We start from the raw sequence: 24,838 nt of genomic DNA, 5'->3' as shown, positions 1-24,838 counted from the left end.
GGAACGAAAAAAATTAAAGGGTGAGAAAAGTGAAAAAACCGAAAATTGGCTTAGCTCTTGGATCTGGGGGCGCAAAAGGTTTTGCTCATATTGGTGTTATAAAGGTTTTAAGGGAAAATGATATACCGATTCATATGATTGCAGGAAGTAGTATGGGGGCTTTAGTAGGTACATTTTATGCGGCTAGTTCAAACGTTGAAAGACTGTATAAACTGGCAAATGTTTTTAAGAGGAAATATTATTTAGATTTTACGGTTCCGAAAATGGGATTTATTTCTGGAAAACGTGTCAAAGATATGATTAAAATGTTTACATATAATAAAAATTTAGAAGAATTAGATATCCCGACGGCTGTTGTGGCTACTGATATCTTAAAGGGGGAAAAAGTAGTTTTTACAAGTGGTCCAGTTGCAGAGGCGGTGAGAGCAAGTATTTCTGTACCTGGAGTGTTTGTGCCAGAGAAAATAGATGGACGATTATTGGTAGATGGCGGAGTAATTGATCGCATCCCAGTATCGGTTGTGAAAGAGTTAGGTGCCGATATTGTCATTGCTGTTGATGTATCCCCGATTAAAGTAAATGGAGAGGTTACGTCTATTTATGATGTAATTATGCAGAGTATTGAAATTATGCAACATGAGCTTGTGATAAATCGGCAAATTGCATCTGATTTAATGATGCGACCAGCTGTAGAACAATTTAGTTCCCGGGCTTTTACAAACATTGAAGACATTATTCGAGTTGGAGAGGTAGAAGCGGAAAAGCATGTTGCAAATATTCATTTATTAATTGAGCAGTGGAAGGAGAAACATAATGTTTAAGCGTTTTCGGTTTATATATGCAATTTTAATAGGGGTTATATTGGCAATGTTACTTGTTTATGTACGTCTGCCGTATTATGTAACGAAACCAGGAATGGCTGCCAAATTAGAGCCTTACGTTCAAGTCGAAGGGGGAACAAAAGAATCAGGTGATTTTATGCTTGTTACGGTTTCAATGGGACCGGCAAATGTAGTGAATTTAATAGCGGCACAGTTTAATAAATATACACATATTTCAAAAGCGGAAGAAATATTGCAAAAGGGTGAAAGTGATGAAGAATATCAATTTCGCCAAAATTATGCGATGAAAGATTCGCAAAATGCAGCGATTTATAATGCTTATAAACGTGCAAATCGTACTGTTTCTTTTGAAAATAAAGGTGTGTTGGTTGCTGGTGTAGCGAAAGGGATGCCTTCAGAAGGAAAGCTTAAACTTGGAGATGTTATCATTGCCGTCGATGGAAAAACATTTGAAAAGACAGAACAATTTATTGAATATATGACAGGGAAAAAAGAAGGAGATACAGTAAATATTGAGTACAAGAGGGATGGGAAACAGTTAAAAGAAAATTTAAATGTAAAGACTATTCCGAATGGAAATGGACGTGTTGGTATAGGTGTTTCTATCGTTACGGAAAGAGAACTAGTGGTAGATCCGAAAGTGAAAATTGACTCTCATGAAATAGGCGGACCATCGGCAGGCCTAATGTTTACATTAGAAATATATAATCAACTGGTGGAAGATGATTTAACAAGAGGGCATGAAATAGCTGGAACAGGGACGATCAATGAAAAGGGAGAAGTTGGCCCGATTGGTGGTATTCAGCAAAAAGTGGTTGCTGCAAGTGATGCTGGTGCTGAAGTGTTCTTTGCACCAAATGAAAAAGGTGCGGAGAAATCGAATTATAAAGATGCACTTGAGGCTGCGAAAGATATTAAAACGAAAATGAAAGTTGTGCCAGTTGATACGTTGGATGATGCATTAATGTATTTGGAAAAAATGGGCAAGAAATAAAAAAATCTCTCTGAAAAGAGAGATTTTTTTATAGGAATTTTGCAGTTGTTTCATCGTAACGAATTGGGTGATGTGTTGCATCTTGTTTTAGTAGTTGTGTTCGTAATGGTTCTTGTATGATGGAGAAATATACAGAATTGGCTTTTCGATCTATGTGTAAAGTAGGGTGGTCAAATGTTTTTGTATGGGTAAGGATTGGAAGCTCTATTTTTTTCTTGTTTTTTGAAAGGTACGTTTGTCCTTTTTGTGACATGCCTAATAGACGAATGTATGGTGCATGTTGCTCTATATTTGCGCAATGTATTTCTTCTTTTGTTGTATTTGTTAAAATATGTGTACAAGCTCTTTGTAATCTAGTCCACGTATAACGTTTCGTTTTTAATGCTTCCATGAATGAATGGAAGGAGGAACTGGTTTGTATTTTTGATAAAATACGATGCTCTAAACCTTCCTCAATTTCATATATATGTCGTAAGTCTTCTGGAGACATTGTCATAAGTTTGTATTTAAAAAATGAAAAGTATTGTTCCCAATTATGTAATGTCCCGTAGTTTTGTTTATAACTTGCTAAAAGAGAAGCAGTCGCTTTTGGGATGAAAGGCTCAATTTCTGTAAAGGAACTATTTTCATTAAAAAGTTGTTTGCGAATACTTGTTGCGCTTGCAATATGTTGGTCGTTAAATGTTTCATCATGATAATGAGATGCGAACCTTTTTATCGTTTGTGCTTGCATAGAACTATTTTGCATTAGAATTGCTTTTATGTATTGGAAGCCTAAAATGTTATTTGGTTGTGACATGTCTATATTTTTTTCAGAAGATAAAATGTGTAGGAAAGCTTCAGATGTAGCTTTTGCGTAACTATTACCTGCGTTCATAAATTGCTTTACAAGACGATTAAAAGTCTCTTCTTCATTTTTCTGCACAGAGATGGTGTTATAAAAATTTTCGATTTGTCCATCTTCACTGCCGAAACAAATTTCAGAAACGTGTAGGGCGTTTAAAATAGAAATAGCGCCATTTGCAAAGGTTTCGGCCTTTTGCGTTGAAAAGGCATAAGGAAGCTCTACAACGAGGTCTACACCGCATGCTAAGGCCATTTTGGTACGATACCATTTGGATACGAGTGCTGGCTCACCACGTTGTAAAAAAGGGCCACTCATAACAGCGATTGTAATATCAGAGTGTGTTAACTTTTTTGTTTGTTGCACATGATAAGCATGACCGTTATGAAAAGGGTTATATTCAACAACAATACCACTGGCTTTTATGGTAATCTCTCCTTTCGATGTAGCATCTTTTTGAAAAACGTGATACTCTATATATTATTTACTATGATGACTTCATTATAGTGTAAAGAAAAAACTTACACTATAAACGCATTATACCACTTGTTATACGGGTTTTAATCCTCTTCATTTTCAATGATGACCACATTTTGACCACTTCGACCACTTTTTAATACATTTCCTAGCATTTCAGTTACTTCAATTTGACGCTCTTCATAAACATCAGTATAAATATTTAAAGTTGTAGAAACATTTGTATGACCAAGCAATTTTGAAACAACCTTTGCATTTGCGCCAGAATCGATTAAAATAGTTGTAAACGTTCTTCGGATATCGTGGAATCTAATATACGGTACGTCAATTGCTTCGCACAAAGCTTTCATTTGGTAGCGTATCGTATATGGATGCACGATTTTTTTATTTCTTGTGCAAATTAACAAGTTGAAAGAGTTCTCCTTCTTATGACTTTGATATTCTAACAACTCTCCCATTAATTCTTCTGTCATGGGGATTATACGATTAGATGCTTCAGTCTTTGTCTCACCTAATTCATACTTTCCATCAACAAGCGTTAATGTTCTTTGTACATGAATAGTCTTGTTTTTGAAATTAATATCATCCCACTGTAAAGCTAATACTTCTCCGATCCGCATGCCTGTATGCAAAGCTAAAACAAACGCAATATAATAGCTTCCTTGTATTTTTGCATACTCCATAAACTTCATGGCTTGTTCAACTGTCCAACTAGCTTGCGACTTCTTTTTAACTTTAGGTCGCTTAGCTTTCTTAGCAGGATTAGAGTTAATCATTTCTAGTTCTACGCCTTTATCGAGGATTTGTTTTAACATAACATCAACAGATGAAATGTATTTCGTAGTTAGACCCTCTTTAAGTAGCTTCTGGTGAAAATTATGAACGGTCAATGGTTTTATATCTGATAACCTCTTCTCACCAAATTCAGGCATAACACGTGAGCGTAGAATGCGTTTGTATTGATACAACGTTGATGGTCTACATGATGATTCTTTCTCTTGCATCCAGATTTCTACGAGCTGAGAAAAGCGAATATCACTATTCTCGTAATCCCCATTTGCTAAATCATTTGTGACTCTAGCCACTTCTTCTTGAGCAGCTTTCTTTGTTTTAAAACCACCTTTAGTGATTTGTTTCCGTTTACCTGTGATAGGGTCTTTGCCGACATCCATGGTAAAAGACCACTTCTCACCACGTTTACGAAAGTATGCCATGATTTTTCACCTCGTCATAGTCGTTTTCTAGATACAAGCTGTGATATGTGGTAGTGGTATATGAATAATAACATGAGATAATAAATTATGTAAAAAAATGATGAACATGTGCAAAAGAAATGATAAATATGTGAAAAAATTCTACATAAGAAGTAAAAAAGAGCTATAATTAGGAAGTAAAGTGGGAATATGTTTTTTGTCAGATCAATTGTCTTTAAAGATGTGGATATAGATATAAACAACAAAATGCGGTTTTGAATTTCTTGGATAAGGAGTATGTAAATGCAATATATTATTTACTGTGATGAATCAGAAAAGAATGGCAAGTTTTTTGGGAATTTTTACGGTGGAGCACTTGTAAGATCTATTCATTTCCATGAAGTAAAAGATGCTTTAGCGGCAAAGAAGGCTGAGCTTGGTTTTTCTGGAGAGGTAAAGTGGCAAAAAGTTACTGCAAATTATCTTGAAAAGTATATGGAGCTTATGAAATGTTTTTTCGATTTTATAAAGCAAGATAAAGTAAAGATAAGGATCATGTTTACTCATAACAAAAACCTCGCTACCAATCTTACAAAAGAACAACGTGACAAGGAGTATTTCTTGTTGTATTATCAGTTTTTCAAGCATGCTTTTGGTTTTCAATATTCAAATAACACAAGAAATTCTATTTCTTTGTACACATATTTTGACCAATTGCCTGATACCAAAGAAAAAAACCGTGAGTTTATAGATTACATCTACAAGCTTCAGTATATGGAGGAGTTTAAGAAAGCGAACTTATTCTTCAATAGTAAGGATGATATCGCTGAAGCAAAATCTCATAACCATGATATACTTCAATGCTTAGATGTAATTTTAGGAGCCATGGAATTTAGGCTGAACGAAAAACACAAAGCTAAACCAGAAGGTCAAAGAACACGTGGAAAAAGAACTATTGCCAAGGAAAAATTATATAAGTTCATTAATCAAAATATCCGTGAAATATATCCGAATTTCAATATTGGAGAAAGCACAGGTAAATCTAGTATTGGGGATAAATGGTTACATCCATACAGACATTGGAAGTTCACACCATCTGTTGGAAAAGTGGACAAGCATTATGTAGGAAAAAAGAAAAGATGAGCCCCACTCAATCTAGTAAGTAGCCCACGTGGAACGTAAGCCTTCGATTAGAGTCAAGCTCATCTTCTGCTTTTCTAATGCTAGTATATCCTGTTTAATTATTAATTACAATCATTTTTAATAATTTTGTTTAGTGTTTTTTGTATTCTATTGCAGTATTTACTAGCACTGTGTGTAAAATAGTGTAATTTATTGTTCTTAAAATCATTTGAGTGCAATGGTAATTTTCACTTCCAAATACATAACAGTTTGAAAAAAAGAGCTAAAAAGCTCTTTTTTTGTTTTAGTAAATTTACAGATATAAAAGAAGTGAGTTACAATATTTGTATATTAAATAAAGGAGGGGAAAAGTATGAGGGAGTTTACAAAGGATCCTGGTGGTCACAAAGTAGCTGATCCTGGTGTAGGTTGGCATAACGAGCCAGGCGGTGGTGGTTTGAAATGCAATGAAGACCCCGGAACAGGTTGGAAGACAATTACTGAACCAGGTTTATAAGAAAAGGGGGATTGCGAAATGGAAAGGTACATAAAAGATCCAGGTGGTTCAAAGGTGATTTCCGATCCAGGTACAGGGATAGGGATTTTCAATCCAGGACCTGGTGGCGGGTATACAACTGATCCAGGTGGAGGATGGAGAAAAGAACCAGGAGGTTTAAGAAAATGAGAAGGGATAACTTTGATCCAGGTGGTTTAGGCGGAAGTCAATTGAAGTATGATCCGAATCCAGGTGGAGGATATCGAAAAGATCCAGGTGGCGGAATGGGTATGTATGATCATGGAGCAGGTGGAGGATACATAAAAGATCCAGGCACAGGAATATAAAAAAGAGAGCTAAGTGCTCTCTTTTTTTGTTGATAAAAATCTGTTAATTTTTACCGTTGCGATTGGAAATGTTTTCTACTACAATCGACTCATAACAGCTCGTTATGAGTTTTAAGGAACTTTGCATATAAAACGAGTTGTTTACAGAATTGTTCTCGTTGAGATTCATCCAGGCCTGCGAAAACCGTTTGAATTTCATCGAGGGCATTTGCTATGTTCTTTTCATGTGGTGTACTCGTTCTACCCATTAACGCATCAACAGAAACACCTAAATACGTTGCAATACGATCGAGGGTGTCGAGATCAGGTTGATTATAGTTAGTTTCTAAATTGCCAACTTGACTACGACTTAATTGTACTTTTTCGCCAAACTCTGATTGAGTAAGGGAACGACTTGCTCTAAACTTTTTTAAATTTTCTCCAAATGTATTCATAGTTTTAGTATAAATACATGAGAATTTTTAGACTATACATGTCACGAAATCTGTCTGTATAATAGTAAATGTCACATAAATTGACAATTAGCTCAAAAATATATAGAACAAATGTTCTTTTGGTGGTAAAATATTCTTAGTGAAAAAATAGATTTTTTGAAAAAACTTTCTCAACATGATTTGACTATAAATGGAATGAAGATTCTAAATCTTGTGATAAACTGATTTTAAAGAATAAATTAGAACAAAAAAGACCCATAGCGCAGCAAAAGTAGTGTGCAGCCACTCTTATGCTGTTCCCCTAATACGGTAGGGAAAACACTTGCCATGAGTCAGCACAAGTATAACATATTAAATTCAAAAAAACTTAAATGGTATAGTTTTTCTATTGAGAAAATTCAGGGAAGGTGTCTCGCGTTCAAAGGAGGCTTCATTATGAATAAAGTATCTAGTTTAAGCGGTATTATTTTAGAGGATGAATTAAATTCATTAAAGCTTTCAAAAATAACAAATTTATCGCAATCAAATTTATGGAAAACACTGAATGGAAAAGTACCTATGACTTTTGCAAAATTAGTTAAGATATTAAATGGTCTTGATTCTGAAGAACAGAAGATGGAAGTAGTTAAAGAATTTTTAAAGTGTACTGATAAAGAGGCAGATATAAGAACTGCAATGTATTATTTATATTTGTCAGGTTATACAGAGTTACTTCAAGACCTCGTGAAGAAAGAATATAAACAATCAGTAACTAATAATTACAGAGATGTATTCCGTGTTTGTTTAGATAGACAAACACATTCATTAAGAGCAGGAGCATTTCTTAAAGAAATTGAAATATTACGTACAAAGGTAAATCTAAATAAAACAGGTGTGAATATTCTTGTGAACACCTTAAGTGTATATGGCTATTTTGATTTAGGAGCATATAATGTATTAACAGTTATACAAGGAATGATACAAGAGAAAATTAATGGAATGCCAAAAGGTTTGGAAAAGACATTAAATGAAGTTGAATTAAATATAATTTGTGCATATGCATATTTAATGCAAGACGAAGTAAAAACAGCAAGGGAATTGTTACATAATGTGCTAGAAAAACAAGAGATTCCACGTTTAATGAAAGCTACAGCACTAAGTATATTTGCTGAAAGTTATATTTTTTGTGATCCTGATAAAGCATTGCATTTTTTTGAACTATCACTTTCAGAATTAAGAAAAATAAAAAATAACAAATCATTACTAAAAAGAAAGTTAGTGGAAAATACGTCTGCTTTTTGTTGTATTATTCATAATATTCATATAAAATCAGAATATATACATGATAATGCTGAAATTGCGTTACAGTATATCCGTCAAAACAAGAAAAGCGAAGCTTGTGAAATATTAAATCGGATTAGTAATCGAACTGCAATCCAAGATTTTTATTTATCTGTTGCAACGAATGATGAAGAACTGCGCAGAAAAGCATATCATCGGTTTTTAAAGGACGGAAACTTATTCTACATAAAAATTTTTGATATTTTAAAGTGAGGGATAGTGACAATGAAAAAAATAATTGCTGGTGTAGTTATTGCATGTACGCTCGCATTATCAGTGATATCGATTGGTTCGGTACCAAATAAAGATGATCAAGCTGCAGGAAAAGTAAAAGAAACACAATTAATGAAAATGGATCCGGGTACTTTAGGATAATAAATAAATGAAAATGCCATTGCATCTAAGGGTGCAATGGCATTTCGTACGTTTAAGGGGTTATTCATTTTCTACATTTTGATATTTTTGAATAATTAAGATGATGGGGGGACCGACGATGGAAAATGTACTAGAGAGCACATTATGGGAAATGTTAAAATTAGGAGTATTAACTACAGATGAGAATGAAAAAAAATTGGTAGAGAACATAAAAAATATAGTTAAAAAAGAAAAAAATGATTGTTAGCTCAATTGCTGACAATCATTTTTTGTTATGGCCTACAGCAGCCTTCATCATATCTAGTAACATATCTTGTTTTTCTTTTGGCATTTTTTCTAACATGTCAATTAGCTCGTTAAATTCTTTTCTTAATTCAGTGAACTGAACTGCATTTAATTCTGGATCATCAGATCGACCTAATAAATAATCGACAGATACGTTTAATACATCTGAAATGATAACTAAAGTTTCGTTAGATGGCGAACTATAGCCTGTTTCATAATTAGAAATTGTAGTTTTTGTTACTTTAGTTTCTGTATCCATCTTTTCTTTTATCTTTAATGCTAATGTATCTTGTGTTAATCCACGTTTTTTTCTAGAAAGTTTTATCCTTTGCCCTAAAATAGTCATAAATTCACCCCATATATATTATATCCAAAACTGTAAACTGTTTTTCTAATTTGAAAGTACAACTAAATTGTACTTTGTTTGTAAAAGTTTTGCATTAGTTTTTTGAAACTTTGTTTAAAAATCCAAAAAACTCAAATATTATTATTGACAGTACAAAAAACTTGGATATATAATGAGTGTAATAAGTTCAAGAAAGTTGGATTTTAGGAGGTGTCATCATGGGAAAGAAACGACATAATTTAATTAAAGCTCGCAAACGTAAAAATTTTACCCAGGAACAACTAGGGGCATTGATAAATAAACAGAAAACGGTAATCAGTAATTGGGAAACTGGCTACGCAACTCCAACATTAGATGATGCAATGCAAATAGCGCAAATATTAGAAGAAGACATATATAATCTTTTTTTAGGTGCTGAAGTTCAAGAAAGTCAAACTTCATTTTAAAAAGTTCAATTGTAGGATGAATTAAATAAAAAATGAAAAGGAGCTAAAAACATGTACCAAATAAAACAATTACCGTTCTCACTGAAAGCAGAGGATGTACAAGAATTCTTAAATATTTCTCGATCAGCCGCATATGCACTTATGAAGAGAAAGGACTTCCCAACGATCGTAATTGGAAAAAGTAAACGTGTTAAAGCGGAAGACTTTCTTAAATGGGTAGAAGCACAAAAGGTGGGAACAAATGCTAGTTAAAACAGAATTTCAGGTGTTTAACAAAATTAACGTTTGATAAATAAGGAGGTGATTTAGTGGAAGATACAACATCGTTAGTAGTATTCGCAATGTTTATCGCATGCAGTGTATGGTTGCTTTACATTACTTACGAACCGATAAAACGATGGGCTTGGAGTGATGGAAAACAAAATAAAAAGACCCATGGCAGTGGGTCCTTTGAAAAAAATAAGTTGTTATAAGTATATCACGGAAAGTAGGGAAATAGTACATGGATTTAATTGAATATCAAGTGCTATTACCTAGTAAGTTCTGGGACTTAGCAAGCAGCGAAGATGGATTAAAAGAAATGATTCAAAAGTATTTCAAGATTGGTTATCCGCATTATGAAATACAGCGTATTATCCAAAGCGGACAAGCATATGTGGCGATTTGTACGAGGAGGTAAAACAATGGGGATTTTTAGAGTTAAGAAAGATGTTAATTATTCAGTTATTCATAATACACCATTACGCGATGAGAAATTAAGCTGGAGAGCAAAAGGGTTATTAGCATATATGCTTTCTTTACCAGATGATTGGACGTTTCATGCAACTGAACTCAGCCAACACGCCAAAGACGGAAAAGAAATAACCACCAAAACTATACAAGAATTAAAAAAAGCAGGGTATTTAAAAAGGTATCCTGTTCAAGATCCAAAAACAGGGAAAATATCACATTGGGAAACAGCAGTTTACGAAGTCCCATCCACAGAGCCGGAAAACCAGTCAGTGGAAAAACCAGTCAGTGGAAAAACCAATCAATGGGAATCCAATGATAGGGAAACCAGTGATATGGAAAACCAGTCAGTGGAAAAACAGTCACTACTAAGTACTGATAATTTACCAAGTACTAATAAACAAAATACTAATATACAAAGTAGTAGTAGCATCTTCTCTTTCTACGAAAATAATTTTGGGATTTTAAATTCGTTCATAGCCGAAAGTATTTCGCAATGGGTAAATGATACAAGTGAAGAACTTGTACAAGCAGCTATGGAACGTGCTTTGAAACAGCAGAAGAAATGGAATTATGCTGAGGGCATTTTAAAACAGTGGGTCAACAAAAATATTCGCACTTTAGCTGACGTGAATGCAGCAGAAATAGAGTTTAAAAACAAAGGTAAAAAAGGAGAGAAAAACAATGCAAGCGTTAGGAAAAACAGTAGCTTCATCGAAAAATACGATTTTGAGTAATTTTACTCAAAGATACGTGTTATCTCCTAATAGATGTACAAATGTTTTCTTGGTCGGGAAAGACAAAATTAAAGATGTTTGTAATAAACGATTACTTATAGATACAGAAACAAGTGAAGAGTTTTGTCCGCAATGCAGATCGGTAGAGCAAGAAGACCAACAACTTGCAAAAGAAACATTAGCTATCAAGAAGAAAAACGAAATTATTCATTTATACGATTCGTTTTCAGATAACAGTCTTATAAATCCTAAGTTAAAAAAAGCTACTTTCGATAGCTATATACCACCTACACCGGAATTAGCCAATGCTAAAGATGTAATGATGGATTTTGCTAAAAATTTTGACCCTAATAATCCTAATAGCATTGTAATTACAGGTAGCTATAGGGTCGGAAAAAGTCATTTATGTGTAGCGGCTACAAAAGAAATTATGAGAAAAGGTTATAGTGCAATGTTCATTGAAATGAATGCACTTTTTACAAAAATTACGTCTACATGGAATAAAAATAGTGAACTAACAGAGGACAAGTTAATGTCTATTATTGCAAATGTGGATGTACTTGTACTAGATGATTTTGGAGCTGAGTTTACTGAAAAAGATGCTGAGGGAGTAACTTGGAAGAAAACGAAAACAAAGGACATTCTGGAACGCAGGTTAGGCAGAACAAACTTATTTACGACAAACTTTGGAGTTATGGAGTTAGCTGAAATGTACGGAGAACGTGAATTTAGTCGGATTATGGAAGATACTCAAGTATTGAAAATGTACGGTGAAAATTACAGTTTACGAAACTTTAAAAAGGAGGAATAAACATGTGCGCATTATGCCATGATACAGGAATTATTTGCAAAGAGATTTACCCAGGTGTAATTGAACGAAATGGTTGTAACTGTGAAGTAGCAATAAAGCAGCAAGAAGAAAATGATAAGCGTTGGAAAGCGTATTTAATTAAATTCGAGTCAATGAAACAAGAATTACGACGTAAACAGCAACAAAAAGTTAGCTAACAAGAAAAAGGGGGATTTCAGTCGTATGAAGTCTACGAAAGTCGAAATCGATGTTACTGATAATAAAATTTATGTGGTCAAAAATGGCGAAGTTACGCCACTGAATCCTCCAGTAACAGGGTTCGGGGAGCAAGTAATCACTTGGCAAGGTGGAAAAGTTGATCGTGTATCAACTACAATCACAGAAAAAATCAAATAACTGGGGATGCGATTATGAAGCAATTAACAATTGACGATGTTATGGGTAGTTTCGACTATAACGCGATAAGTACCAGTGAAAAGTTTTTGAATCCAAGCTATGAAGTGCATTTCTACGATAAAGAGGAACGACAAAAAATGGATTGTTTTGATGCCAAAACTGAGACCGACGCTTGGAATGCAACAATAGAAGAGCATGGGGAAGGTATTCAGAAGATTAGGATAACTCATTCGAATCGTACCAGAGCTGAATTTTTGGCATTGGATTAGGAGGGAGAAGGAATGACCTTAAATCGTTGGTTAACAAATAAAGAGTATTGGATAGCTCATTCTAATGGTATTAGCAGAAGAACGCTTTATATGAGGGTTTACAAATACGGATGGGAATTACAAGAAGCATTAACAATACCACCAAGAACATACTGGCATATTGGAGAAGGGAAATTTAACAAGCTATTAAAAGTAGCGAAAGAAAACGGAATTATTCCAAGTACATTTTATGGAAGAGTCAATAGCGGATGGGACCCACAAGATGCAGCAACTATTCCTGTTCGTAAATTAAATGAAAGAAAAGGTTTGGCTAAGGTAGCGGAAGAAAACGGGATTAGCGCTAGCACATTTAGATCAAGGGTAGCTACTTATGGATGGGATCCAGAGAAAGCAGCTACAACACCAGCTAGGAGAAAAAAAGCAAAGAAAAACATTAGTTAAAAGGAGTAGATGAAAATGAAAACAATGGAAAACGGTGTATTTGGAGTAACAAAATTAATCAGTAAATCAAAGGAAGGACAAGCTGTGATGAATATTAACCAAATTTGTGAATTAGATCAATATCAAGAAGCAGCATTACGTACATGGAATACAAATAATGATTTCGGTGGACGTATTTTAAATGCAGCATTAGGTCTTACGGGGGAAGCTGGTGAGGTTGCTGATATTGTAAAAAAAGCTATTTTCCATGGTCATGGATTTGATCCGGCTCATTGTTTAGGAGAAGAGAACGGGAATACTCATAAGTTGGCTTTAGAGTTGGGTGACATTATGTATTATATCTCCATTATGGCTCATGAGATGGGGTATACCTTAGAAGATATTGCTCAAATGAATATATCGAAATTAGCAACAAGGTATCCAGAAGGGTTTAGTCGAGAAGCAAGTCAAGCACGTGTCGATGTAAAGTAAGACCAAATTTGAATTTTATTAAAAAGGGAGATGAAGAAAATGACTGTAAAAACCATTACTGTTCCTAATAGAGATTTACAAGGATGGTTACATGGAACGAAAAATGTAACCGTTGAATGGAGTTGTCCAACTTGCGGGAAAGAAATGGGGAAACCGAAATTGGAAAACTTTTGTGAAGATGGAGTATGGTATGTCGTTCATAAATGGGATAACGATTGTGGTCATATTGCTAAGTATACAGATTTAAAAGAAGTTTAATCAAAGCGTTATTTTAGCTAAAAGAGTATCTAACATAAGTTAAATACTCTTTGACTTAAAATAAATCTTTAGATATATCTCTAATTGAATAGTTCTCGCTAAAATTTACAATAGCTGAAATCTTGTGTTGTTTATCGTCAGCAACGTGTCCGGATAGGTAAACTTCATGTGTTCTATATTCTTTAGGCGGCTCAATTTTTTCAATTACAATATCAAGGTGCTTAGTCTTTTTAAAGTAACCGATAGTTACTAGTTCAGCAGTTTCTTTTACCGCTGGCCATTCTTCACGATATTCTTTTGGAATAAATTGAGACGATACCAAATGTATAAATACAATCGGAATAGTAAGAAAAGTTATACTTAAAATTCCGTAGCGTAATAATTTTCTTTCCATTAAGTGTCACCTACTGATGATGTTTTATTTAGTCAATCTCACAATCTGTTATGTTAAACCAGTATTAACCAATTAACTATCTATTTAGGTGACAATAGTATTACAAATTTGTAAGGTTTATAAGAAAAATAGAACAATGAAATTTAATAAAATAGTTATTTTAATTGGTTTACCCCATTGGGGTGCGCTCCAATGGGTAAAAGTCGATCACTCACTAAGGAGTATCTATAGCATTGTAACATATTACCAATTATGTTGGCGATTTAGATATATAGATTAAAAATTTAATAAAAACTAGTGATTAGTTTTTACACTCACTAACATTAAAAAACATAACATATTTTGTAGTAAATTAAGGGGAAGTGAGTTGAATAATGATGTTCTATTCATATTTTAATAATCAAGCTAGACTGCGCCCATATGCCACTGGAGGTATTACGTATGGTGCAGCGCAAAGTACAATTCAAGCTGTTCAACAAGCATGGCAAACACAACAGCAAGCGCAACAGCAAGCGCAACAGCAAGCGCAACAGCAAATGCAACAAGGTATACAACCGTATTACTCATCTATGGATTATTGTTACCCAATGTATAATATTACACCATCAGGAATTTCTTTTTCAACGATTGCATATGGGACTGTATATAATTTGTAGATACACAAAGCGTAATAAAGTTGAATATTTAAATAAGGGTGCAAGTAGCGCTCTTATTTAAATAATTTGTCTCTAATGAAGTAGTATCTAATACATGATTTCTAGTTTTTAATATATGGTAAATATCCGAAAAGAATTTGTATAAATAAAGAAACTAAAAAAGAGCACCATTAGGGCATATGGTACTCTTTGACCAAGAACTATATTGTGTATTTTTTATAGTCCATATAAGTATATGGACGTTGAAAATAAAGAGTGAATCAAATTTTATGAAAAATCTTATTGTATGAGAAAAAATAAAAGAATCCGTTTGCTATAAACGGATTCTTCTCTCAAGGGCTGCAAGAAATTCAAGGTAACTGGACCAGAGCACCATATTGAATTCCTTGTGATATTAATGTATTCAAAGAAATCTAAAAGATGAATGGGAATTAAATAAAATCCTTATTGGATAAAAAAGGCTAGGACTTCTCCTAGCACTCAATAAAAGGTTATGTCGCATGAAAAACAAGATAATAAGCGAATGTAACTGCCTATTTCAAATGTATTATATAACGATTTCTGTACCAATGGCTAGAATAACCGTAATGTTTACAAATACTTAACGTAGGTATGAAAAATTTTATAAATAATAAAATCTTCATTTGAGAGAAAGGAAGAATTTGAATGAAGGAAATTGAGGAATTAAAAGATCGTCTTAGAAATGAAATGGTAACTCGTATGGATGATTCGGACATAGTTGATATATTAACTGTTTTGCAAAGGGCAGAAGAAGAAATTGACGATTGGAAACAAAGTCACGACAAGGTAGCAAGAGCATTAGAAAAAAGTGAATGTGAGCATAAAGAAACCATGCAAGTTCTACATGCATTGCATGGCAGATACAATAAGCAAATTAAAGTGAGTCTAGCTGATTTAGAACCAGGAAAATTATTTAGATTTGGAAATACTATTGGTTTCAAATCCGAATATCAAACAGGTAGAGCAATTGAAGCCTTTATAGTCGGTAGTGGAGAAATGTTTTGGGGTGGTACAAACACAGCGAATGAGCAAAGAGAGTTAATGGTATGTCCTATTAATTAGAAAATTTTAGAGTGAAGCTGAACAAAAACGCTATTTGAATAAAAAGAAGTTAGATAGGGATGAGAATAGTCATCTCTTATGCTGGGGAGGTTAACGGATATCTAATTTAATTAAGGGTGAGTATATATTGAAAAGTAAAGTGATTAGTTTGTTTTTTGGAATTATAATGGTGGTTTCATTTTTAAATCCGTTAGATACCAAAGCAGTTAATATTGATGATCAAGATTTTTATGATTCTTATAATACTTTATTAGCACCATATGCAAGTCAAGTTATCAGAAATAGGCTGGGACCAGATCATCAGTACAGTTTAACAGACACAAAAATTATAAAAATTGAACGATTCCCAAAAGAAAATTTCAATTTTATTGTTACAGTTCAATATGAAACTTATACAGGGGCTCATAACCCTCCGAATGGCATAGAAACCATTACTTTTAATATAAATCCAAGTGGAGTAAAGGTTGTAAATTTTATTCATAAAAATGCTTAAAGAAAAAGTGATATTCTTCATACATTGATGAGAAGAATATTTAAATTAATAAATGTTTTGTAAGGAATGAAAAAGAGCACTGTGAAAGTGCTCTTAGAGAGGTAGGGTCAATCTACTATTGGCCGTTGTTCACAGTTAATATATGAACGTTTGCCTAAAAAGTGACAACTAACAAAAGAACAGTTAGAAAAAATCTAACTGTTCCATTGCAACTTTTAAAAAATAATGTGGGAGTTTCAAAAATGAAACTATCTGTAGTTTATACAAGTAAAACAGAATTATACAGCATGAAAAGGAGCACTACATAAGTGAGTGCTCATCGATAAGGAGGTAACTTTTTCTAGATAAACACCCTTAGGTAAAAAATATGCTGGAGGAGTGGGAAATAAAACAAAAAGTTTATTGAAGTGAAAATAAACAAAAAAGAGTGCCTAACTTACAGAAACTAAGTATGTTATGAGTGGCAATCTATAGGGAGATGGGAATTTTTTATTTAAATAATAAAGCAGCTAGCTCAATGAACTAACTGCTTTATTGTCCAACAAGAACAATACCACAATGCAATGTAACTTAAGGTTACAACTATAGTATGAGTAGAAGCAAAAATATTATGCAAGAAAGTTAAAAAATCATTAAGCACAACAAGCAGCTAGTTAATAAAACTAACTGCTTGTTGTACAAAAGAAAATTAGTCCCTACAAGTAGATGATATGTAACTTTAGGTTACAGCTATATTATAAGCAGAATTAAAAATATTATATGGAAGTGAAAATGAGTTAAAGAAAAATTTCATTTTATAGAAATAAGGAAACTAAAAAAGAGCACTATGCATCAGTGCTCTTTAAGATAGGAGGTAACACTTTGAGCTGGATGGTTAGGTTAAAAGTATATGATGTAGAAAGGGAATAAGACCTAAATTTTATTATTAACTCAATATAAAAGAGCAGTTAACAAAAGCTAACTGCTCATCCCTTAGAGAAAGGGAAAGAACATTACAGAGGTCACTGTGAATTCAAGCTGTATCAGCCTATTTATAGTATGCGACATAATATTGATTTTTATTCAAGGAGGTAGAGAGAAATGAATAATATTAGTCTGCTACTACTTGATCTTGGTCTGCAACATCAGCATCGAATGTATTTGTCGCACTAACACCGCTAAAATTATTGCCAATAAAGGCATTATTCGATGAACCTGAACCATTATAAGATTTTGTATTTTCTTTTGGAGAAACGTTATAAAAATCACCTAAGTTGAAAGAACCGTTACTGTTTTGTACGACAAGGTTTCCAAGAATAGCTGGCATAGCTTTCACCTACTTTCTTAGGGAGTATTTAAATTAGTATATGGTGTATGTGTCTAGAGGTTCATTTAAGTTTGAAAATTCCAAGATATAGCTTATGAAAAATTTAATAGAATAATCCTTTGAATAGAAAGTGAGAAAAACATGTTACCAAATAACAAGATTTATAAACATTTATTCTCGTTACTTATCGCACTTAATGTGGGATTAGCAATTATAGCAGTGATACAGCAGAAATGGTGGGATGTAGCAGACACGTTAGGTGGAGCGACACTTTTGATAGCTATTGTACTTGTAATTGATAATGGTCAAGTTAATAAATGGTCAGCAATGCTGTTCACGATAACAGCTATCGAGAATGGATTAGAGGTTGCAAATCAGTTTTTATTACAAAATTATTTAGATTCACTTTGGGATATAGCTGCCATAATACTGTGTGTGTATTGGATGAGGCAGTATTACGTTGAAGAATAGAAAGTGAGGTTAGGAGAATGAAAGCTTTGAAGAAAAGAAAAATCAGAAAAGCAATTGCTCGTCGTGCAAAAGATGTGGAGAAGTATCAAGTTAATAAGGCATGGAGAAACATCTTTGTACAAGCTGGTATTTTAAAATAAAGAACTTAAATAAAGGAGATTGTGAATATGATTGGTTTAGAACCTTATAATTGTGATATTTGTGGTGAAGATGAGTCAGTTAAGGTTGAAATTGATGATATAACTTTAGAAAGACGAGAAGTTTGTGATGAATGCGGATTTATACATGAAGGGTTAGCGGAATGGGAATTTGAAAGTAATGAAAAGATTGTAAAAATGATTGAGGAATCCAAGAAATAAAAGATATTGTCCGGCTAGAAAACTAGAGGACACCAATTCTTTAAAGCAGCAATTAAAGCTGTTTTAGGAATAGGTGTCCTTTTTATTTTGAAAAAGGAGATGGGAAAATATGAAGGCACTAAAAGACCAATTACGTGAGTGGAAAAAGCAATCGAATCACACAAAAAAGAAAACTAAGAAAAAACGAAAAGAGAAATTAAGCACTCGTGATATTGAAAGTTTAATGGGAATTCATGGGCCACGTTATGAACGTAGACGCGGAGCTTTAAGACAAAAGTAATTTAAAAATAAAAAGGAGTGGTCTTACATGACTAAACAATTATCTTTCTTGCCCAAAATCGATAGAGTAGCAACGCAGAAAAAATTAGAAGGTGTTCTGGAAAGCGTACGTTTATATAGACAGTTTGGAATGATGCGTGAAGAAATGAAAGTCACTCCTTCTTATGAAATTAGATATCACGGACCTACAAATGATGTGGGAAAGCCATTAGAAGATGTAGCGATGGCTAATATACAGCAAAGTAAACGAGAAGAGTGGATTAAGCAAACATCATTTCGCATTGACCAGTTTCTTAGTCGTTTAGGAAATGGGCGTGCTGGAAAGGACCAAAGAAACATTATTATTAAGCGTTATTTAGAAGATGAAGATGTATGCGATTATATGGTGTATAACGAACTTGGCATGAGTGAGCGTACTTATCGACGAGTTAAGGCTAGAGTGTTTTATAAACTTGCTTTTGCTCTTAGATTAGAAGTGTATGAGACTGAAGAAACTGGAGGTAATGAATAATGAATTTTGTTCAGCCGATACGTGATCCAGAGCAAATACAGCAGTTAAAAGAATATTTTAAGGAAAAGAGTTTACGTAATTACATTCTCTTCATTATGGGAATCAATACAGGCCTGAGAATCTCGGATATTTTGAAACTGAAGGTAGGAGATGTTAAAGGCAGTCATATATCCATGAGGGAAAAGAAAACGGGGAAGCAGAAACGAATACAAATTACCGCATCTCTTAAAAGGGAGCTTAAATGGTTTATTGAAGAAAGAGAAGATCATGAGTATTTATTACAAAGTAGACAGGGGAAGAATCGTCCTATTGGGCGCAGCATGGCATATAAGATATTAAGTGGAGCAGCGGCAGAGTTTGGTTTAGATGAAATAGGGACACATACGCTGAGAAAGACATATGGGTATCATATGTACATGCAAACAAAAAACATAGCATTACTCATGGAGATATTCAATCACTCGTCAGAGAAGGTAACATTACGTTATATAGGGGTAAACCAAGATGCAATGGATAAAGCAATGACTAGGTTTAAAATCTAAGCATTGCTTTTTCTTTTTGAATCTATACAGTTATCCATAAATTTTGTACTGTGTAACTCAAAAGGGAAAGTTTAATTAAGTCAATGATACCAAGGGATTTGGCGAAGGGGTCAGTTACACACAATATAAGATATGGGTAAGTCATATGTTAATATTACTTAAGGGAGTGTGATACACATGGAGCTAATTAAATTCTATAAGTTTATGAAAACTGAGCCGTGCCCATGCGGCAGTGGGAAAAAGTACAGAGCCTGTTGTATGAATAAAAAAGATCAAGAATTACCGTTTGAAAAAGTACCTTATAAAAACAGAGAGGGAGCATTTAAAAATTATGCATATAAGTTAGATAAAGAATTGAAAATCAAAGAATGTTTATATCCAAATTCTGAACAATGTGAAGGTAAAATAAAGAGTGCTCATTCACTACAAAATAATGGTGTCTTGTCAAAAATATCAGAGAATGGTCATGTAGTAATCCCGAATACAGACTACGGAAAAGATGATTTAATTTATGATGTTAAAGACGTGAGTAAAAACAAAGCAACAACTTTTACTGGTTTTTGTGATAAACACGACACCTTAGTTTTTAAAGATATAGAAACTAAAGAAATAGATGTTACTTCCAATAAACAATGCTTTTTATTTGCATATAGAGCATTCGCTTTAGAATTACATAAGAAGAAAGAGGCACTGAAATCTAGACAACAATTATTCGAAGTAAGACCAACCTTGTCGAAAGAAATAGAGTTCATAGCGCAGTACAGATATGCAGAGTTAGCTCTAAATGATTTATCAGTGTACAAGAAGTTCTTTGATAAAGCTTTAATTAATGAGAACTATGATCTGATTCAATCCACAACATTTACGTTCGACTATGAGGTAAGTATGGCGGCTTGTGGAGGATTTACGTTAACTTATGATATTAAAGGGAATAAAATGAATGATATACATTCTATGGAAGATGAAAGATTAAAGACATTATTCTTCACCATTATTCCTAATAACGGGAAAACATATTTCATTTTTAGCTGGATAAAGTATGATAATGTCTTTTTCAAGGATTACATTCAACAATTAGAAGATTTAACAGAAGAGCAATTTAAAACATATATTAATAATTTTTTGCCAAGTTACACAGAAAACTTAGTGATAGCACCTAGTTTGTGGAGTAGTTTTACAAAACATCAAAAGGATGCATTCTTTAAGTTGTTTTCTGCTGATGTTGAGACAAACGACAACAGATTAAAAGCAAATCTATTGAGAAGTACATCATACGATTTGCTTGTAAACCATGTGAGGGAAGAAAAAGTGGCAGAGTCGTGACCGCTTTTTGGCAGGAAATGTGCCGGTTGTTTTGGAATTCACGTGATATATTTGTATTGTGAGAAGTGGCGGAAAACATTTTTCACATTCCTTTATAACTCAAATGGATCGTTAGGCTATGGGTGATGGTTAAGGATTGAATGAAATGTTATTTCTTGTTTTCAATTCCAAATTCAAAATCTGTTGTTTAGACGAGGAAGGGCTTTTGCTCTTCTTCCAGTTCCTTAATATTGTTGATGCATATCAGTGGTTCATCATTAGGTGACTGGAAGAAGAATAAAACTTCACGTACCGCAATTAAAGTACAAATTAATAATCTGTAAAAAAGCATCCATTCGGGTGCTTTTTATTTTGTTAAGGAGTGAAATAAATGAAACTAACTAAACAAGAACAGGCGGTTATAATCAGTACATTCATTTCGATGTTAGGAACAGATCTTGTAAATGAGCGTATCGATAAACAAAAATTAGAGAGTGTGCTTCCTATCTTTAATGAGATGGAAGATAATACAACGCCAAAGCAAAGAAGAGAAGCGATGATTAGTTTGCTTGGTAAGACGGTAGATGAATTCTTAAAGCAATAGCCATAAAAAAAGGAAAAGCAACTCGCATGGGGGCGAATCACTTTTCCTGATGGCAATGTTAATTTCATTATAGCAATTTGTATTTATTTGTAAATATATAATTTGAATATTCTTTAAAAAGAGGTGGGGGTAGGTGCAAGTCTATTGTTCGAACTGTAATAAAGATTACGACATGCAACCACAAGTAACACAACTTCCTAATCGTATTGAGAAGTGTTTCTTTATTTGTCCTCATTGTGGCCATGAACATGTTGCTGCATATGTGAACGATAAGATTCGTAAGCATCAAGCTGACATTGCAAAGTGTCATGAGCGTATTAACAAGAAGAACCTTGCTATCGAGGATGAAATGAAACGGTTAAGAAAGAGAATGGAAGGTGCCAAGTAAACCATTTAAGCCGTGCAAGTCGTTAGGTTGCAACGAACTAACACGGGATAAGTATTGCGCTAAGCATATCGAAAAGGAAAAAGAAACAGTAAGATATTACGACAAACATATTCGAAACAAAAACTCACGTTCATTCTACAACTCAAGACTGTGGAAGGATATGCGTGAGCTTATTTATCGTAGAGATCATGGTCTATGTGTTCAGTGTAGGAGCAAGGACATCATTAAGATAGGTGATGTAGTTGATCACATCGTACCTATTCGTGTTGATTGGTCAAAACGATTAGAACCATCTAATTTACAAACGCTTTGCCATGCTTGTCATAACAAGAAAACAAAAGAAGACGAAAAGAAAAACAAAAAATAATTCAAAAGAAAAAATTCATAAACAACCCCCCACCATGAAAAAGCAAAAGGCGACTCTCTGGAGACCGCCGCCTAGCTTTCCGTGCAAAAAGTTCGTTTTATTCTACAAAAGGGGGTTCAGCCAAGGGAGGTGGTTCTCATAGGAAGAAAAGCGAAGCCGATTCATTTGCATTTATTAGAAGGTAATACAAATCGATTGACAAAAGATGAAATTGAACAACGATTAAAAGCTGAAAAACAGTTGCAAGCAAAAAAAGACAAGGTAAAGCCACCAACGTGGTTAGATTCAGTTGCAAAGAAAGAGTTTAGGAGAATTGCTGGTGAATTACTAGAGCTAGACGTTATCACAAACATAGATGTAAATGCATTAGCAACGTATTGCGATGCTTATTCTGACTATGTTGAATGCACCAAAATTATCCGAGAAGAAGGACTTCTTGTTGAATATACCAATAAGGCAGCTGAAACCAATAAAGTTCCACATCCATTACTTACAAAGAAAAAGCAATTGCATGAACAAATGAAGGCTTTGGCTGTTGAGTTTGGTCTTACACCGAGTGCAAGAGCCAAAATTGTCATTCCAAATATAAAACAAGGTCCGAAAACAAATGTAGAAAAGGAGTTTGACGTATAACATGATCAGACAATGGATGCTGGACTACTGTGATGACGTACTAAATGATGAAGTTGTTGCTTGTCAGAAGCATAAACAGGCTTGTAAACGATTTTTAAGAGATATTGAGCGTGAAGGGTCTGAAGATTTCCCATATGTTTTTAAGGAAGAAAAAGCACTTCGTTTCCTAAAGTGGATGTCTCTGTTTAAACATACAAAAGGAAAATTAGCAGGTCAGAGAATTGAACCACATTCGATACAAATCTTTGTATTTAGCAATATTTACGGATGGGTTCATCGTAATACGGGATTAAGGCGATTCAAAAAGGCATATTGGCAAGTTGGACGTAAAAACGCAAAGTCTCAATCTTTAGCATGTGTAGGTTCATATGAAGCGATGGCATTTGGTGAAAATATGTCGGAAGTATACATTGGAGCAACGAAAACGGAACAAAGTAAAATTGTTTGGAATGAAATTAAAGCGCAAATGAATGGATGTGAAGATTTAAAAGGAAAGTTCAATATTGCGTATGGGAAAATTGAACACCTTAAAACTGATTCTTTTATTTCAGCGCTATCAAAAGATGCAGGTAAATCTGGTGATGGACTGAATGTTCAGTGCGGAATTATTGATGAATATCATGCACATCCTACTTCTGAAATTTATGATGTTCTGGTGTCAGGTTCGGGTGCTCGTCCGAATCCGCTTATGATGATTATAACGACAGCTGGTTTTAATTTAAGTCATCCTTGCTATCGTGTAGAGTATCAATATGTTTCTAAAATTTTGGATCCTAATATTGATATTGAAAACGAAGAATATTTTGTCATGGTTAATGAATTAGATAAAGATGATGAGATTACGAATGCAGAAGTGTGGGAGAAAGCAAATCCAATTCTATGTAGTTATGAAGAAGGACGTACTTTCTTAAAAGGAGAACTCCAATCAGCCCTTGATGTACCTGAGAAAATGCGTAATTATCTCACGAAAAACATGAATAGATGGGTGGATATGAAAGAAAATGGCTACATGGATATGCAAAAATGGAAGGATTGCAAGGAAACGGTGGAATTATCCGAATTAAAAGGGTTGGAATGCACAGTAGGTGTCGATTTATCAGCAAAAATTGACTTAACAAGTGTAGATTTTGAATTTAAAAAGGATGATACGTATATTGTGATTAGTCATAGTTTTATGCCGGAAGATACCTTGCATGAGAAAAGAAAAACAGATAAAGTTCCGTATGATCTTTGGATACAGCAAGGGTGGATTACAACAACACCTGGTGCGGTAGTTGATTATGAATATATAAAAAAACATATTAAAACTATGGAAAAAGAGAATAAATTCAAAATAAAAGAAATATGCGCTGACCCTTGGAATGCTACGCAATTCATGCAAGACATGGAAGCAGAAGGGTATACAGTGGTGGAAATACGTCAAGGAATGGCGACTTTATCAGGTCCTACAAAGGATTTTCGTGAACAAGTTTATCAGAAAAAAGTCATCCATAATAACAATCCTGTATTAAATTGGGCTGTTAGCAATGCTATAACAAAACAGGATGCCAACGAAAACATCATGTTGGACAAGTCAAAAGCAACAGAGAGAATCGACCCGATAGCGGCTGTAATTAACTCGCATGTTCGATGCATGCTTAATTCTGGTGAGATGGACTTAAATTCCTATATTTTAAGTCAAGATTTCTCATTCTAGGAGGAATCACATGCGATTCTTATTATTTTTTATAAGTATTTTAGAAGATATTCTATTGATTTCAGGGTTGTCCATTATTGTAGGGACGACTTTTTTTGTTAATCCGATTTATGGATGGTAT

The 24,838-nt window shown here is 33.8% G+C and carries 42 protein-coding genes; 36 read left to right on the top strand and 6 right to left on the bottom strand.

Going from position 1 to position 24,838, the window contains the following annotated elements:
- Nucleotides 1-29 precede the first annotated feature (29 nt).
- Together ACTFSI_RS01975 and ACTFSI_RS01970 are read left to right on the top strand one after the other, a co-directional pair.
- Complete coding sequence (locus ACTFSI_RS01975; protein WP_242260392.1) at nucleotides 30-821, top strand: patatin-like phospholipase family protein; 792 nt, start codon at nucleotides 30-32, stop codon at nucleotides 819-821.
- Entirely contained in the window at nucleotides 814-1,836 is a 1,023-nt protein-coding gene (locus ACTFSI_RS01970) for a SepM family pheromone-processing serine protease (RefSeq protein ID WP_000476306.1), read from the top strand. The genes ACTFSI_RS01975 and ACTFSI_RS01970 overlap by 8 nt, the downstream gene beginning before the upstream one ends.
- Nucleotides 1,837-1,864: 28 nt before the next feature.
- On the opposite strand, the gene ACTFSI_RS01965 is transcribed toward ACTFSI_RS01970, so the two are convergent.
- Together ACTFSI_RS01965 and ACTFSI_RS01960 are read right to left on the bottom strand one after the other, a co-directional pair.
- Nucleotides 1,865-3,106, bottom strand: a complete 1,242-nt coding sequence (locus ACTFSI_RS01965) for a nucleotidyltransferase (protein WP_165444550.1) — start codon at nucleotides 3,104-3,106, stop codon at nucleotides 1,865-1,867.
- 134 nt (nucleotides 3,107-3,240) lie between these two features.
- A complete protein-coding gene (locus ACTFSI_RS01960) occupies nucleotides 3,241-4,371 on the bottom strand; it encodes a site-specific integrase (RefSeq protein ID WP_044791467.1) in 1,131 nt (376 codons plus the stop codon).
- Nucleotides 4,372-4,653: 282 nt separating this feature from the next.
- Here ACTFSI_RS01960 and ACTFSI_RS01955 point away from each other — a divergent pair, with 282 nt between their 5' ends.
- The 4 genes from ACTFSI_RS01955 to ACTFSI_RS01940 all read left to right on the top strand — a co-directional run bounded on the left by ACTFSI_RS01955 (nucleotide 4,654) and on the right by ACTFSI_RS01940 (nucleotide 6,315).
- Nucleotides 4,654-5,493, top strand: coding sequence for a DUF3800 domain-containing protein (locus tag ACTFSI_RS01955; protein ID WP_044791469.1), 840 nt, complete (start codon nucleotides 4,654-4,656; stop codon nucleotides 5,491-5,493).
- Nucleotides 5,494-5,845: 352 nt separating this feature from the next.
- Nucleotides 5,846-5,989, top strand: a complete 144-nt coding sequence (locus tag ACTFSI_RS01950) for a hypothetical protein (RefSeq protein WP_044791471.1) — start codon at nucleotides 5,846-5,848, stop codon at nucleotides 5,987-5,989.
- An 18-nt stretch (nucleotides 5,990-6,007) separates the two neighbouring features.
- Nucleotides 6,008-6,157, top strand: coding sequence for a hypothetical protein (locus ACTFSI_RS01945; RefSeq protein ID WP_165444547.1), 150 nt, complete (start codon nucleotides 6,008-6,010; stop codon nucleotides 6,155-6,157).
- Nucleotides 6,154-6,315 carry a hypothetical protein gene (locus tag ACTFSI_RS01940; RefSeq protein ID WP_165444548.1) on the top strand — a complete coding sequence of 54 codons (162 nt, stop codon included), beginning with the start codon at nucleotides 6,154-6,156 and terminating at the stop codon, nucleotides 6,313-6,315. The genes ACTFSI_RS01945 and ACTFSI_RS01940 overlap by 4 nt, the downstream gene beginning before the upstream one ends.
- A gap of 89 nt (nucleotides 6,316-6,404) precedes the next feature.
- Here the strand turns inward: ACTFSI_RS01940 and ACTFSI_RS01935 are convergent, their stop codons facing one another.
- Nucleotides 6,405-6,749 carry a helix-turn-helix domain-containing protein gene (locus ACTFSI_RS01935; protein ID WP_044791473.1) on the bottom strand — a complete coding sequence of 115 codons (345 nt, stop codon included), beginning with the start codon at nucleotides 6,747-6,749 and terminating at the stop codon, nucleotides 6,405-6,407.
- A gap of 435 nt (nucleotides 6,750-7,184) precedes the next feature.
- Between ACTFSI_RS01935 and ACTFSI_RS01930 the strand changes: the two genes are divergently transcribed.
- From ACTFSI_RS01930 to ACTFSI_RS01920, 3 genes are all read left to right on the top strand, one after another.
- Nucleotides 7,185-8,282, top strand: coding sequence for an AimR family lysis-lysogeny pheromone receptor (locus ACTFSI_RS01930; protein WP_440045214.1), 1,098 nt, complete (start codon nucleotides 7,185-7,187; stop codon nucleotides 8,280-8,282).
- A 12-nt stretch (nucleotides 8,283-8,294) separates the two neighbouring features.
- Nucleotides 8,295-8,444 (top strand): hypothetical protein, encoded by a 150-nt coding sequence (locus ACTFSI_RS01925; protein WP_080776444.1) that lies wholly within the window; start codon nucleotides 8,295-8,297, stop codon nucleotides 8,442-8,444.
- Between the two features lie 118 nt (nucleotides 8,445-8,562).
- Nucleotides 8,563-8,691 carry a hypothetical protein gene (locus ACTFSI_RS01920; protein ID WP_000432513.1) on the top strand — a complete coding sequence of 43 codons (129 nt, stop codon included), beginning with the start codon at nucleotides 8,563-8,565 and terminating at the stop codon, nucleotides 8,689-8,691.
- A gap of 15 nt (nucleotides 8,692-8,706) precedes the next feature.
- Here ACTFSI_RS01920 and ACTFSI_RS01915 read toward each other — a convergent pair whose 3' ends face one another.
- Nucleotides 8,707-9,075 (bottom strand): helix-turn-helix domain-containing protein, encoded by a 369-nt coding sequence (locus ACTFSI_RS01915; RefSeq protein WP_044791475.1) that lies wholly within the window; start codon nucleotides 9,073-9,075, stop codon nucleotides 8,707-8,709.
- A gap of 218 nt (nucleotides 9,076-9,293) precedes the next feature.
- On the opposite strand from ACTFSI_RS01915, the gene ACTFSI_RS01910 reads away from it, so the two are divergent.
- The 12 genes from ACTFSI_RS01910 to ACTFSI_RS01855 are packed head-to-tail and all read left to right on the top strand — an operon-like array spanning nucleotide 9,294 to nucleotide 13,633.
- On the top strand, nucleotides 9,294-9,521 hold the full coding sequence (locus ACTFSI_RS01910; RefSeq protein ID WP_044791477.1) for a helix-turn-helix transcriptional regulator: 228 nt from the start codon (nucleotides 9,294-9,296) through the stop codon (nucleotides 9,519-9,521).
- A 51-nt stretch (nucleotides 9,522-9,572) separates the two neighbouring features.
- On the top strand, nucleotides 9,573-9,773 hold the full coding sequence (locus ACTFSI_RS01905; protein WP_000284333.1) for a helix-turn-helix domain-containing protein: 201 nt from the start codon (nucleotides 9,573-9,575) through the stop codon (nucleotides 9,771-9,773).
- Nucleotides 9,774-9,829: 56 nt separating this feature from the next.
- Nucleotides 9,830-9,994, top strand: coding sequence for a hypothetical protein (locus tag ACTFSI_RS01900; protein WP_044791479.1), 165 nt, complete (start codon nucleotides 9,830-9,832; stop codon nucleotides 9,992-9,994).
- Between the two features lie 29 nt (nucleotides 9,995-10,023).
- A complete protein-coding gene (locus ACTFSI_RS01895; RefSeq protein WP_044791481.1) occupies nucleotides 10,024-10,200 on the top strand; it encodes a hypothetical protein in 177 nt (58 codons plus the stop codon).
- Nucleotides 10,201-10,204: 4 nt separating this feature from the next.
- The gene (locus tag ACTFSI_RS01890; RefSeq protein ID WP_044791483.1) at nucleotides 10,205-10,987 is read left to right on the top strand and encodes a DnaD domain-containing protein; all 783 of its coding nucleotides are present in this window, start codon (nucleotides 10,205-10,207) and stop codon (nucleotides 10,985-10,987) included.
- The gene (locus ACTFSI_RS01885) at nucleotides 10,935-11,798 is read left to right on the top strand and encodes an ATP-binding protein (RefSeq protein WP_044791487.1); all 864 of its coding nucleotides are present in this window, start codon (nucleotides 10,935-10,937) and stop codon (nucleotides 11,796-11,798) included. Before ACTFSI_RS01890 ends, ACTFSI_RS01885 begins: the two co-directional genes overlap by 53 nt.
- A 2-nt stretch (nucleotides 11,799-11,800) precedes the next feature.
- Nucleotides 11,801-11,995, top strand: a complete 195-nt coding sequence (locus ACTFSI_RS01880) for a hypothetical protein (RefSeq protein ID WP_044791488.1) — start codon at nucleotides 11,801-11,803, stop codon at nucleotides 11,993-11,995.
- Between the two features lie 25 nt (nucleotides 11,996-12,020).
- Nucleotides 12,021-12,194: a DUF3954 domain-containing protein gene (locus tag ACTFSI_RS01875; RefSeq protein WP_044791489.1), complete on the top strand. Its 174-nt coding sequence runs from the start codon at nucleotides 12,021-12,023 to the stop codon at nucleotides 12,192-12,194.
- Between the two features lie 14 nt (nucleotides 12,195-12,208).
- Nucleotides 12,209-12,463: a hypothetical protein gene (locus ACTFSI_RS01870; protein WP_044791490.1), complete on the top strand. Its 255-nt coding sequence runs from the start codon at nucleotides 12,209-12,211 to the stop codon at nucleotides 12,461-12,463.
- Between the two features lie 12 nt (nucleotides 12,464-12,475).
- On the top strand, nucleotides 12,476-12,904 hold the full coding sequence (locus ACTFSI_RS01865) for a hypothetical protein (protein WP_044791491.1): 429 nt from the start codon (nucleotides 12,476-12,478) through the stop codon (nucleotides 12,902-12,904).
- A 15-nt stretch (nucleotides 12,905-12,919) separates the two neighbouring features.
- Nucleotides 12,920-13,375: a nucleoside triphosphate pyrophosphohydrolase family protein gene (locus ACTFSI_RS01860; protein WP_044791492.1), complete on the top strand. Its 456-nt coding sequence runs from the start codon at nucleotides 12,920-12,922 to the stop codon at nucleotides 13,373-13,375.
- Between the two features lie 39 nt (nucleotides 13,376-13,414).
- Entirely contained in the window at nucleotides 13,415-13,633 is a 219-nt protein-coding gene (locus tag ACTFSI_RS01855; protein ID WP_284994816.1) for a hypothetical protein, read from the top strand.
- Nucleotides 13,634-13,688: 55 nt separating this feature from the next.
- Here the strand turns inward: ACTFSI_RS01855 and ACTFSI_RS01850 are convergent, their stop codons facing one another.
- Complete coding sequence (locus ACTFSI_RS01850; RefSeq protein ID WP_284994818.1) at nucleotides 13,689-14,027, bottom strand: phosphoglycolate phosphatase; 339 nt, start codon at nucleotides 14,025-14,027, stop codon at nucleotides 13,689-13,691.
- Nucleotides 14,028-14,404: 377 nt separating this feature from the next.
- Here ACTFSI_RS01850 and ACTFSI_RS01845 point away from each other — a divergent pair, with 377 nt between their 5' ends.
- The 3 genes from ACTFSI_RS01845 to ACTFSI_RS01835 all read left to right on the top strand — a co-directional run bounded on the left by ACTFSI_RS01845 (nucleotide 14,405) and on the right by ACTFSI_RS01835 (nucleotide 16,259).
- Nucleotides 14,405-14,683 (top strand): DUF3947 family protein, encoded by a 279-nt coding sequence (locus ACTFSI_RS01845; protein ID WP_440045256.1) that lies wholly within the window; start codon nucleotides 14,405-14,407, stop codon nucleotides 14,681-14,683.
- 666 nt (nucleotides 14,684-15,349) lie between these two features.
- Nucleotides 15,350-15,766, top strand: a complete 417-nt coding sequence (locus ACTFSI_RS01840; RefSeq protein ID WP_284994819.1) for a hypothetical protein — start codon at nucleotides 15,350-15,352, stop codon at nucleotides 15,764-15,766.
- A gap of 124 nt (nucleotides 15,767-15,890) precedes the next feature.
- On the top strand, nucleotides 15,891-16,259 hold the full coding sequence (locus ACTFSI_RS01835; protein ID WP_044791498.1) for a DUF3888 domain-containing protein: 369 nt from the start codon (nucleotides 15,891-15,893) through the stop codon (nucleotides 16,257-16,259).
- 1,090 nt (nucleotides 16,260-17,349) lie between these two features.
- On the opposite strand, the gene ACTFSI_RS01830 is transcribed toward ACTFSI_RS01835, so the two are convergent.
- Entirely contained in the window at nucleotides 17,350-17,565 is a 216-nt protein-coding gene (locus tag ACTFSI_RS01830; protein ID WP_044791500.1) for a spore germination protein, read from the bottom strand.
- A 141-nt stretch (nucleotides 17,566-17,706) separates the two neighbouring features.
- Between ACTFSI_RS01830 and ACTFSI_RS01825 the strand changes: the two genes are divergently transcribed.
- The 12 genes from ACTFSI_RS01825 to ACTFSI_RS01770 all read left to right on the top strand — a co-directional run bounded on the left by ACTFSI_RS01825 (nucleotide 17,707) and on the right by ACTFSI_RS01770 (nucleotide 24,717).
- On the top strand, nucleotides 17,707-18,036 hold the full coding sequence (locus ACTFSI_RS01825) for a hypothetical protein (protein WP_000937293.1): 330 nt from the start codon (nucleotides 17,707-17,709) through the stop codon (nucleotides 18,034-18,036).
- A gap of 17 nt (nucleotides 18,037-18,053) precedes the next feature.
- Nucleotides 18,054-18,176 (top strand): DUF3983 domain-containing protein, encoded by a 123-nt coding sequence (locus ACTFSI_RS01820; protein WP_000645582.1) that lies wholly within the window; start codon nucleotides 18,054-18,056, stop codon nucleotides 18,174-18,176.
- A 27-nt stretch (nucleotides 18,177-18,203) separates the two neighbouring features.
- Complete coding sequence (locus tag ACTFSI_RS01815; RefSeq protein WP_000579651.1) at nucleotides 18,204-18,395, top strand: hypothetical protein; 192 nt, start codon at nucleotides 18,204-18,206, stop codon at nucleotides 18,393-18,395.
- Between the two features lie 109 nt (nucleotides 18,396-18,504).
- On the top strand, nucleotides 18,505-18,675 hold the full coding sequence (locus ACTFSI_RS01810) for a hypothetical protein (RefSeq protein ID WP_044791502.1): 171 nt from the start codon (nucleotides 18,505-18,507) through the stop codon (nucleotides 18,673-18,675).
- Nucleotides 18,676-18,702: 27 nt separating this feature from the next.
- Nucleotides 18,703-19,185: an ArpU family phage packaging/lysis transcriptional regulator gene (locus ACTFSI_RS01805; RefSeq protein WP_000166202.1), complete on the top strand. Its 483-nt coding sequence runs from the start codon at nucleotides 18,703-18,705 to the stop codon at nucleotides 19,183-19,185.
- The gene (locus ACTFSI_RS01800; RefSeq protein WP_001012162.1) at nucleotides 19,185-19,727 is read left to right on the top strand and encodes a site-specific integrase; all 543 of its coding nucleotides are present in this window, start codon (nucleotides 19,185-19,187) and stop codon (nucleotides 19,725-19,727) included. The genes ACTFSI_RS01805 and ACTFSI_RS01800 overlap by 1 nt, the downstream gene beginning before the upstream one ends.
- Nucleotides 19,728-19,904: 177 nt before the next feature.
- The gene (locus ACTFSI_RS01795) at nucleotides 19,905-21,050 is read left to right on the top strand and encodes an SEC-C domain-containing protein (RefSeq protein WP_438877102.1); all 1,146 of its coding nucleotides are present in this window, start codon (nucleotides 19,905-19,907) and stop codon (nucleotides 21,048-21,050) included.
- A gap of 370 nt (nucleotides 21,051-21,420) precedes the next feature.
- Nucleotides 21,421-21,633, top strand: coding sequence for a hypothetical protein (locus tag ACTFSI_RS01790; RefSeq protein WP_000778976.1), 213 nt, complete (start codon nucleotides 21,421-21,423; stop codon nucleotides 21,631-21,633).
- Nucleotides 21,634-21,766: 133 nt separating this feature from the next.
- On the top strand, nucleotides 21,767-22,021 hold the full coding sequence (locus ACTFSI_RS01785) for a hypothetical protein (protein WP_197225315.1): 255 nt from the start codon (nucleotides 21,767-21,769) through the stop codon (nucleotides 22,019-22,021).
- Complete coding sequence (locus tag ACTFSI_RS01780) at nucleotides 22,011-22,388, top strand: HNH endonuclease (RefSeq protein WP_197225316.1); 378 nt, start codon at nucleotides 22,011-22,013, stop codon at nucleotides 22,386-22,388. The genes ACTFSI_RS01785 and ACTFSI_RS01780 overlap by 11 nt, the downstream gene beginning before the upstream one ends.
- A gap of 129 nt (nucleotides 22,389-22,517) precedes the next feature.
- On the top strand, nucleotides 22,518-23,021 hold the full coding sequence (locus ACTFSI_RS01775; protein WP_000242929.1) for a phage terminase small subunit P27 family: 504 nt from the start codon (nucleotides 22,518-22,520) through the stop codon (nucleotides 23,019-23,021).
- A 1-nt stretch (nucleotide 23,022) separates the two neighbouring features.
- Entirely contained in the window at nucleotides 23,023-24,717 is a 1,695-nt protein-coding gene (locus ACTFSI_RS01770) for a terminase large subunit (RefSeq protein WP_016718569.1), read from the top strand.
- The last annotated feature ends 121 nt before the right edge of the window (nucleotides 24,718-24,838 follow it).

The organism is Bacillus cereus group sp. MYBK101-2 (assembly GCF_051918845.1).
Lineage (GTDB): Bacteria > Bacillota > Bacilli > Bacillales > Bacillaceae_G > Bacillus_A > Bacillus_A paranthracis.
This window is presented reverse-complemented; position numbering and strand designations above follow the sequence as displayed.

Bases quoted from the DNA above. Each gene is read 5' to 3' on its own strand.
- ACTFSI_RS01925 (WP_080776444.1), top strand. From the start codon at position 8,295: ATGAAAAAAATAATTGCTGGTGTAGTTATTGCATGTACGCTCGCATTA.
- ACTFSI_RS01830 (WP_044791500.1), bottom strand. From the start codon at position 17,565: ATGCCAGCTATTCTTGGAAACCTTGTCGTACAAAACAGTAACGGTTCT.
- ACTFSI_RS01970 (WP_000476306.1), top strand. From the start codon at position 814: ATGTTTAAGCGTTTTCGGTTTATATATGCAATTTTAATAGGGGTTATA.
- ACTFSI_RS01935 (WP_044791473.1), bottom strand. From the start codon at position 6,749: ATGAATACATTTGGAGAAAATTTAAAAAAGTTTAGAGCAAGTCGTTCC.
- ACTFSI_RS01930 (WP_440045214.1), top strand. From the start codon at position 7,185: ATGAATAAAGTATCTAGTTTAAGCGGTATTATTTTAGAGGATGAATTA.
- ACTFSI_RS01820 (WP_000645582.1), top strand. From the start codon at position 18,054: ATGAAAGCTTTGAAGAAAAGAAAAATCAGAAAAGCAATTGCTCGTCGT.
- ACTFSI_RS01960 (WP_044791467.1), bottom strand. From the start codon at position 4,371: ATGGCATACTTTCGTAAACGTGGTGAGAAGTGGTCTTTTACCATGGAT.
- ACTFSI_RS01920 (WP_000432513.1), top strand. From the start codon at position 8,563: ATGGAAAATGTACTAGAGAGCACATTATGGGAAATGTTAAAATTAGGA.
- ACTFSI_RS01940 (WP_165444548.1), top strand. From the start codon at position 6,154: ATGAGAAGGGATAACTTTGATCCAGGTGGTTTAGGCGGAAGTCAATTG.
- ACTFSI_RS01895 (WP_044791481.1), top strand. From the start codon at position 10,024: ATGGATTTAATTGAATATCAAGTGCTATTACCTAGTAAGTTCTGGGAC.
- ACTFSI_RS01905 (WP_000284333.1), top strand. From the start codon at position 9,573: ATGTACCAAATAAAACAATTACCGTTCTCACTGAAAGCAGAGGATGTA.
- ACTFSI_RS01815 (WP_000579651.1), top strand. From the start codon at position 18,204: ATGATTGGTTTAGAACCTTATAATTGTGATATTTGTGGTGAAGATGAG.
- ACTFSI_RS01860 (WP_044791492.1), top strand. From the start codon at position 12,920: ATGAAAACAATGGAAAACGGTGTATTTGGAGTAACAAAATTAATCAGT.
- ACTFSI_RS01770 (WP_016718569.1), top strand. From the start codon at position 23,023: ATGATCAGACAATGGATGCTGGACTACTGTGATGACGTACTAAATGAT.
- ACTFSI_RS01800 (WP_001012162.1), top strand. From the start codon at position 19,185: ATGAATTTTGTTCAGCCGATACGTGATCCAGAGCAAATACAGCAGTTA.
- ACTFSI_RS01850 (WP_284994818.1), bottom strand. From the start codon at position 14,027: ATGGAAAGAAAATTATTACGCTACGGAATTTTAAGTATAACTTTTCTT.
- ACTFSI_RS01840 (WP_284994819.1), top strand. From the start codon at position 15,350: ATGAAGGAAATTGAGGAATTAAAAGATCGTCTTAGAAATGAAATGGTA.
- ACTFSI_RS01890 (WP_044791483.1), top strand. From the start codon at position 10,205: ATGGGGATTTTTAGAGTTAAGAAAGATGTTAATTATTCAGTTATTCAT.
- ACTFSI_RS01790 (WP_000778976.1), top strand. From the start codon at position 21,421: ATGAAACTAACTAAACAAGAACAGGCGGTTATAATCAGTACATTCATT.
- ACTFSI_RS01915 (WP_044791475.1), bottom strand. From the start codon at position 9,075: ATGACTATTTTAGGGCAAAGGATAAAACTTTCTAGAAAAAAACGTGGA.
- ACTFSI_RS01955 (WP_044791469.1), top strand. From the start codon at position 4,654: ATGCAATATATTATTTACTGTGATGAATCAGAAAAGAATGGCAAGTTT.
- ACTFSI_RS01865 (WP_044791491.1), top strand. From the start codon at position 12,476: ATGACCTTAAATCGTTGGTTAACAAATAAAGAGTATTGGATAGCTCAT.
- ACTFSI_RS01855 (WP_284994816.1), top strand. From the start codon at position 13,415: ATGACTGTAAAAACCATTACTGTTCCTAATAGAGATTTACAAGGATGG.
- ACTFSI_RS01845 (WP_440045256.1), top strand. From the start codon at position 14,405: ATGTTCTATTCATATTTTAATAATCAAGCTAGACTGCGCCCATATGCC.
- ACTFSI_RS01945 (WP_165444547.1), top strand. From the start codon at position 6,008: ATGGAAAGGTACATAAAAGATCCAGGTGGTTCAAAGGTGATTTCCGAT.
- ACTFSI_RS01825 (WP_000937293.1), top strand. From the start codon at position 17,707: ATGTTACCAAATAACAAGATTTATAAACATTTATTCTCGTTACTTATC.
- ACTFSI_RS01805 (WP_000166202.1), top strand. From the start codon at position 18,703: ATGACTAAACAATTATCTTTCTTGCCCAAAATCGATAGAGTAGCAACG.
- ACTFSI_RS01910 (WP_044791477.1), top strand. From the start codon at position 9,294: ATGGGAAAGAAACGACATAATTTAATTAAAGCTCGCAAACGTAAAAAT.
- ACTFSI_RS01810 (WP_044791502.1), top strand. From the start codon at position 18,505: ATGAAGGCACTAAAAGACCAATTACGTGAGTGGAAAAAGCAATCGAAT.
- ACTFSI_RS01950 (WP_044791471.1), top strand. From the start codon at position 5,846: ATGAGGGAGTTTACAAAGGATCCTGGTGGTCACAAAGTAGCTGATCCT.
- ACTFSI_RS01870 (WP_044791490.1), top strand. From the start codon at position 12,209: ATGAAGCAATTAACAATTGACGATGTTATGGGTAGTTTCGACTATAAC.
- ACTFSI_RS01875 (WP_044791489.1), top strand. From the start codon at position 12,021: ATGAAGTCTACGAAAGTCGAAATCGATGTTACTGATAATAAAATTTAT.
- ACTFSI_RS01880 (WP_044791488.1), top strand. From the start codon at position 11,801: ATGTGCGCATTATGCCATGATACAGGAATTATTTGCAAAGAGATTTAC.
- ACTFSI_RS01795 (WP_438877102.1), top strand. From the start codon at position 19,905: ATGGAGCTAATTAAATTCTATAAGTTTATGAAAACTGAGCCGTGCCCA.
- ACTFSI_RS01885 (WP_044791487.1), top strand. From the start codon at position 10,935: ATGCAAGCGTTAGGAAAAACAGTAGCTTCATCGAAAAATACGATTTTG.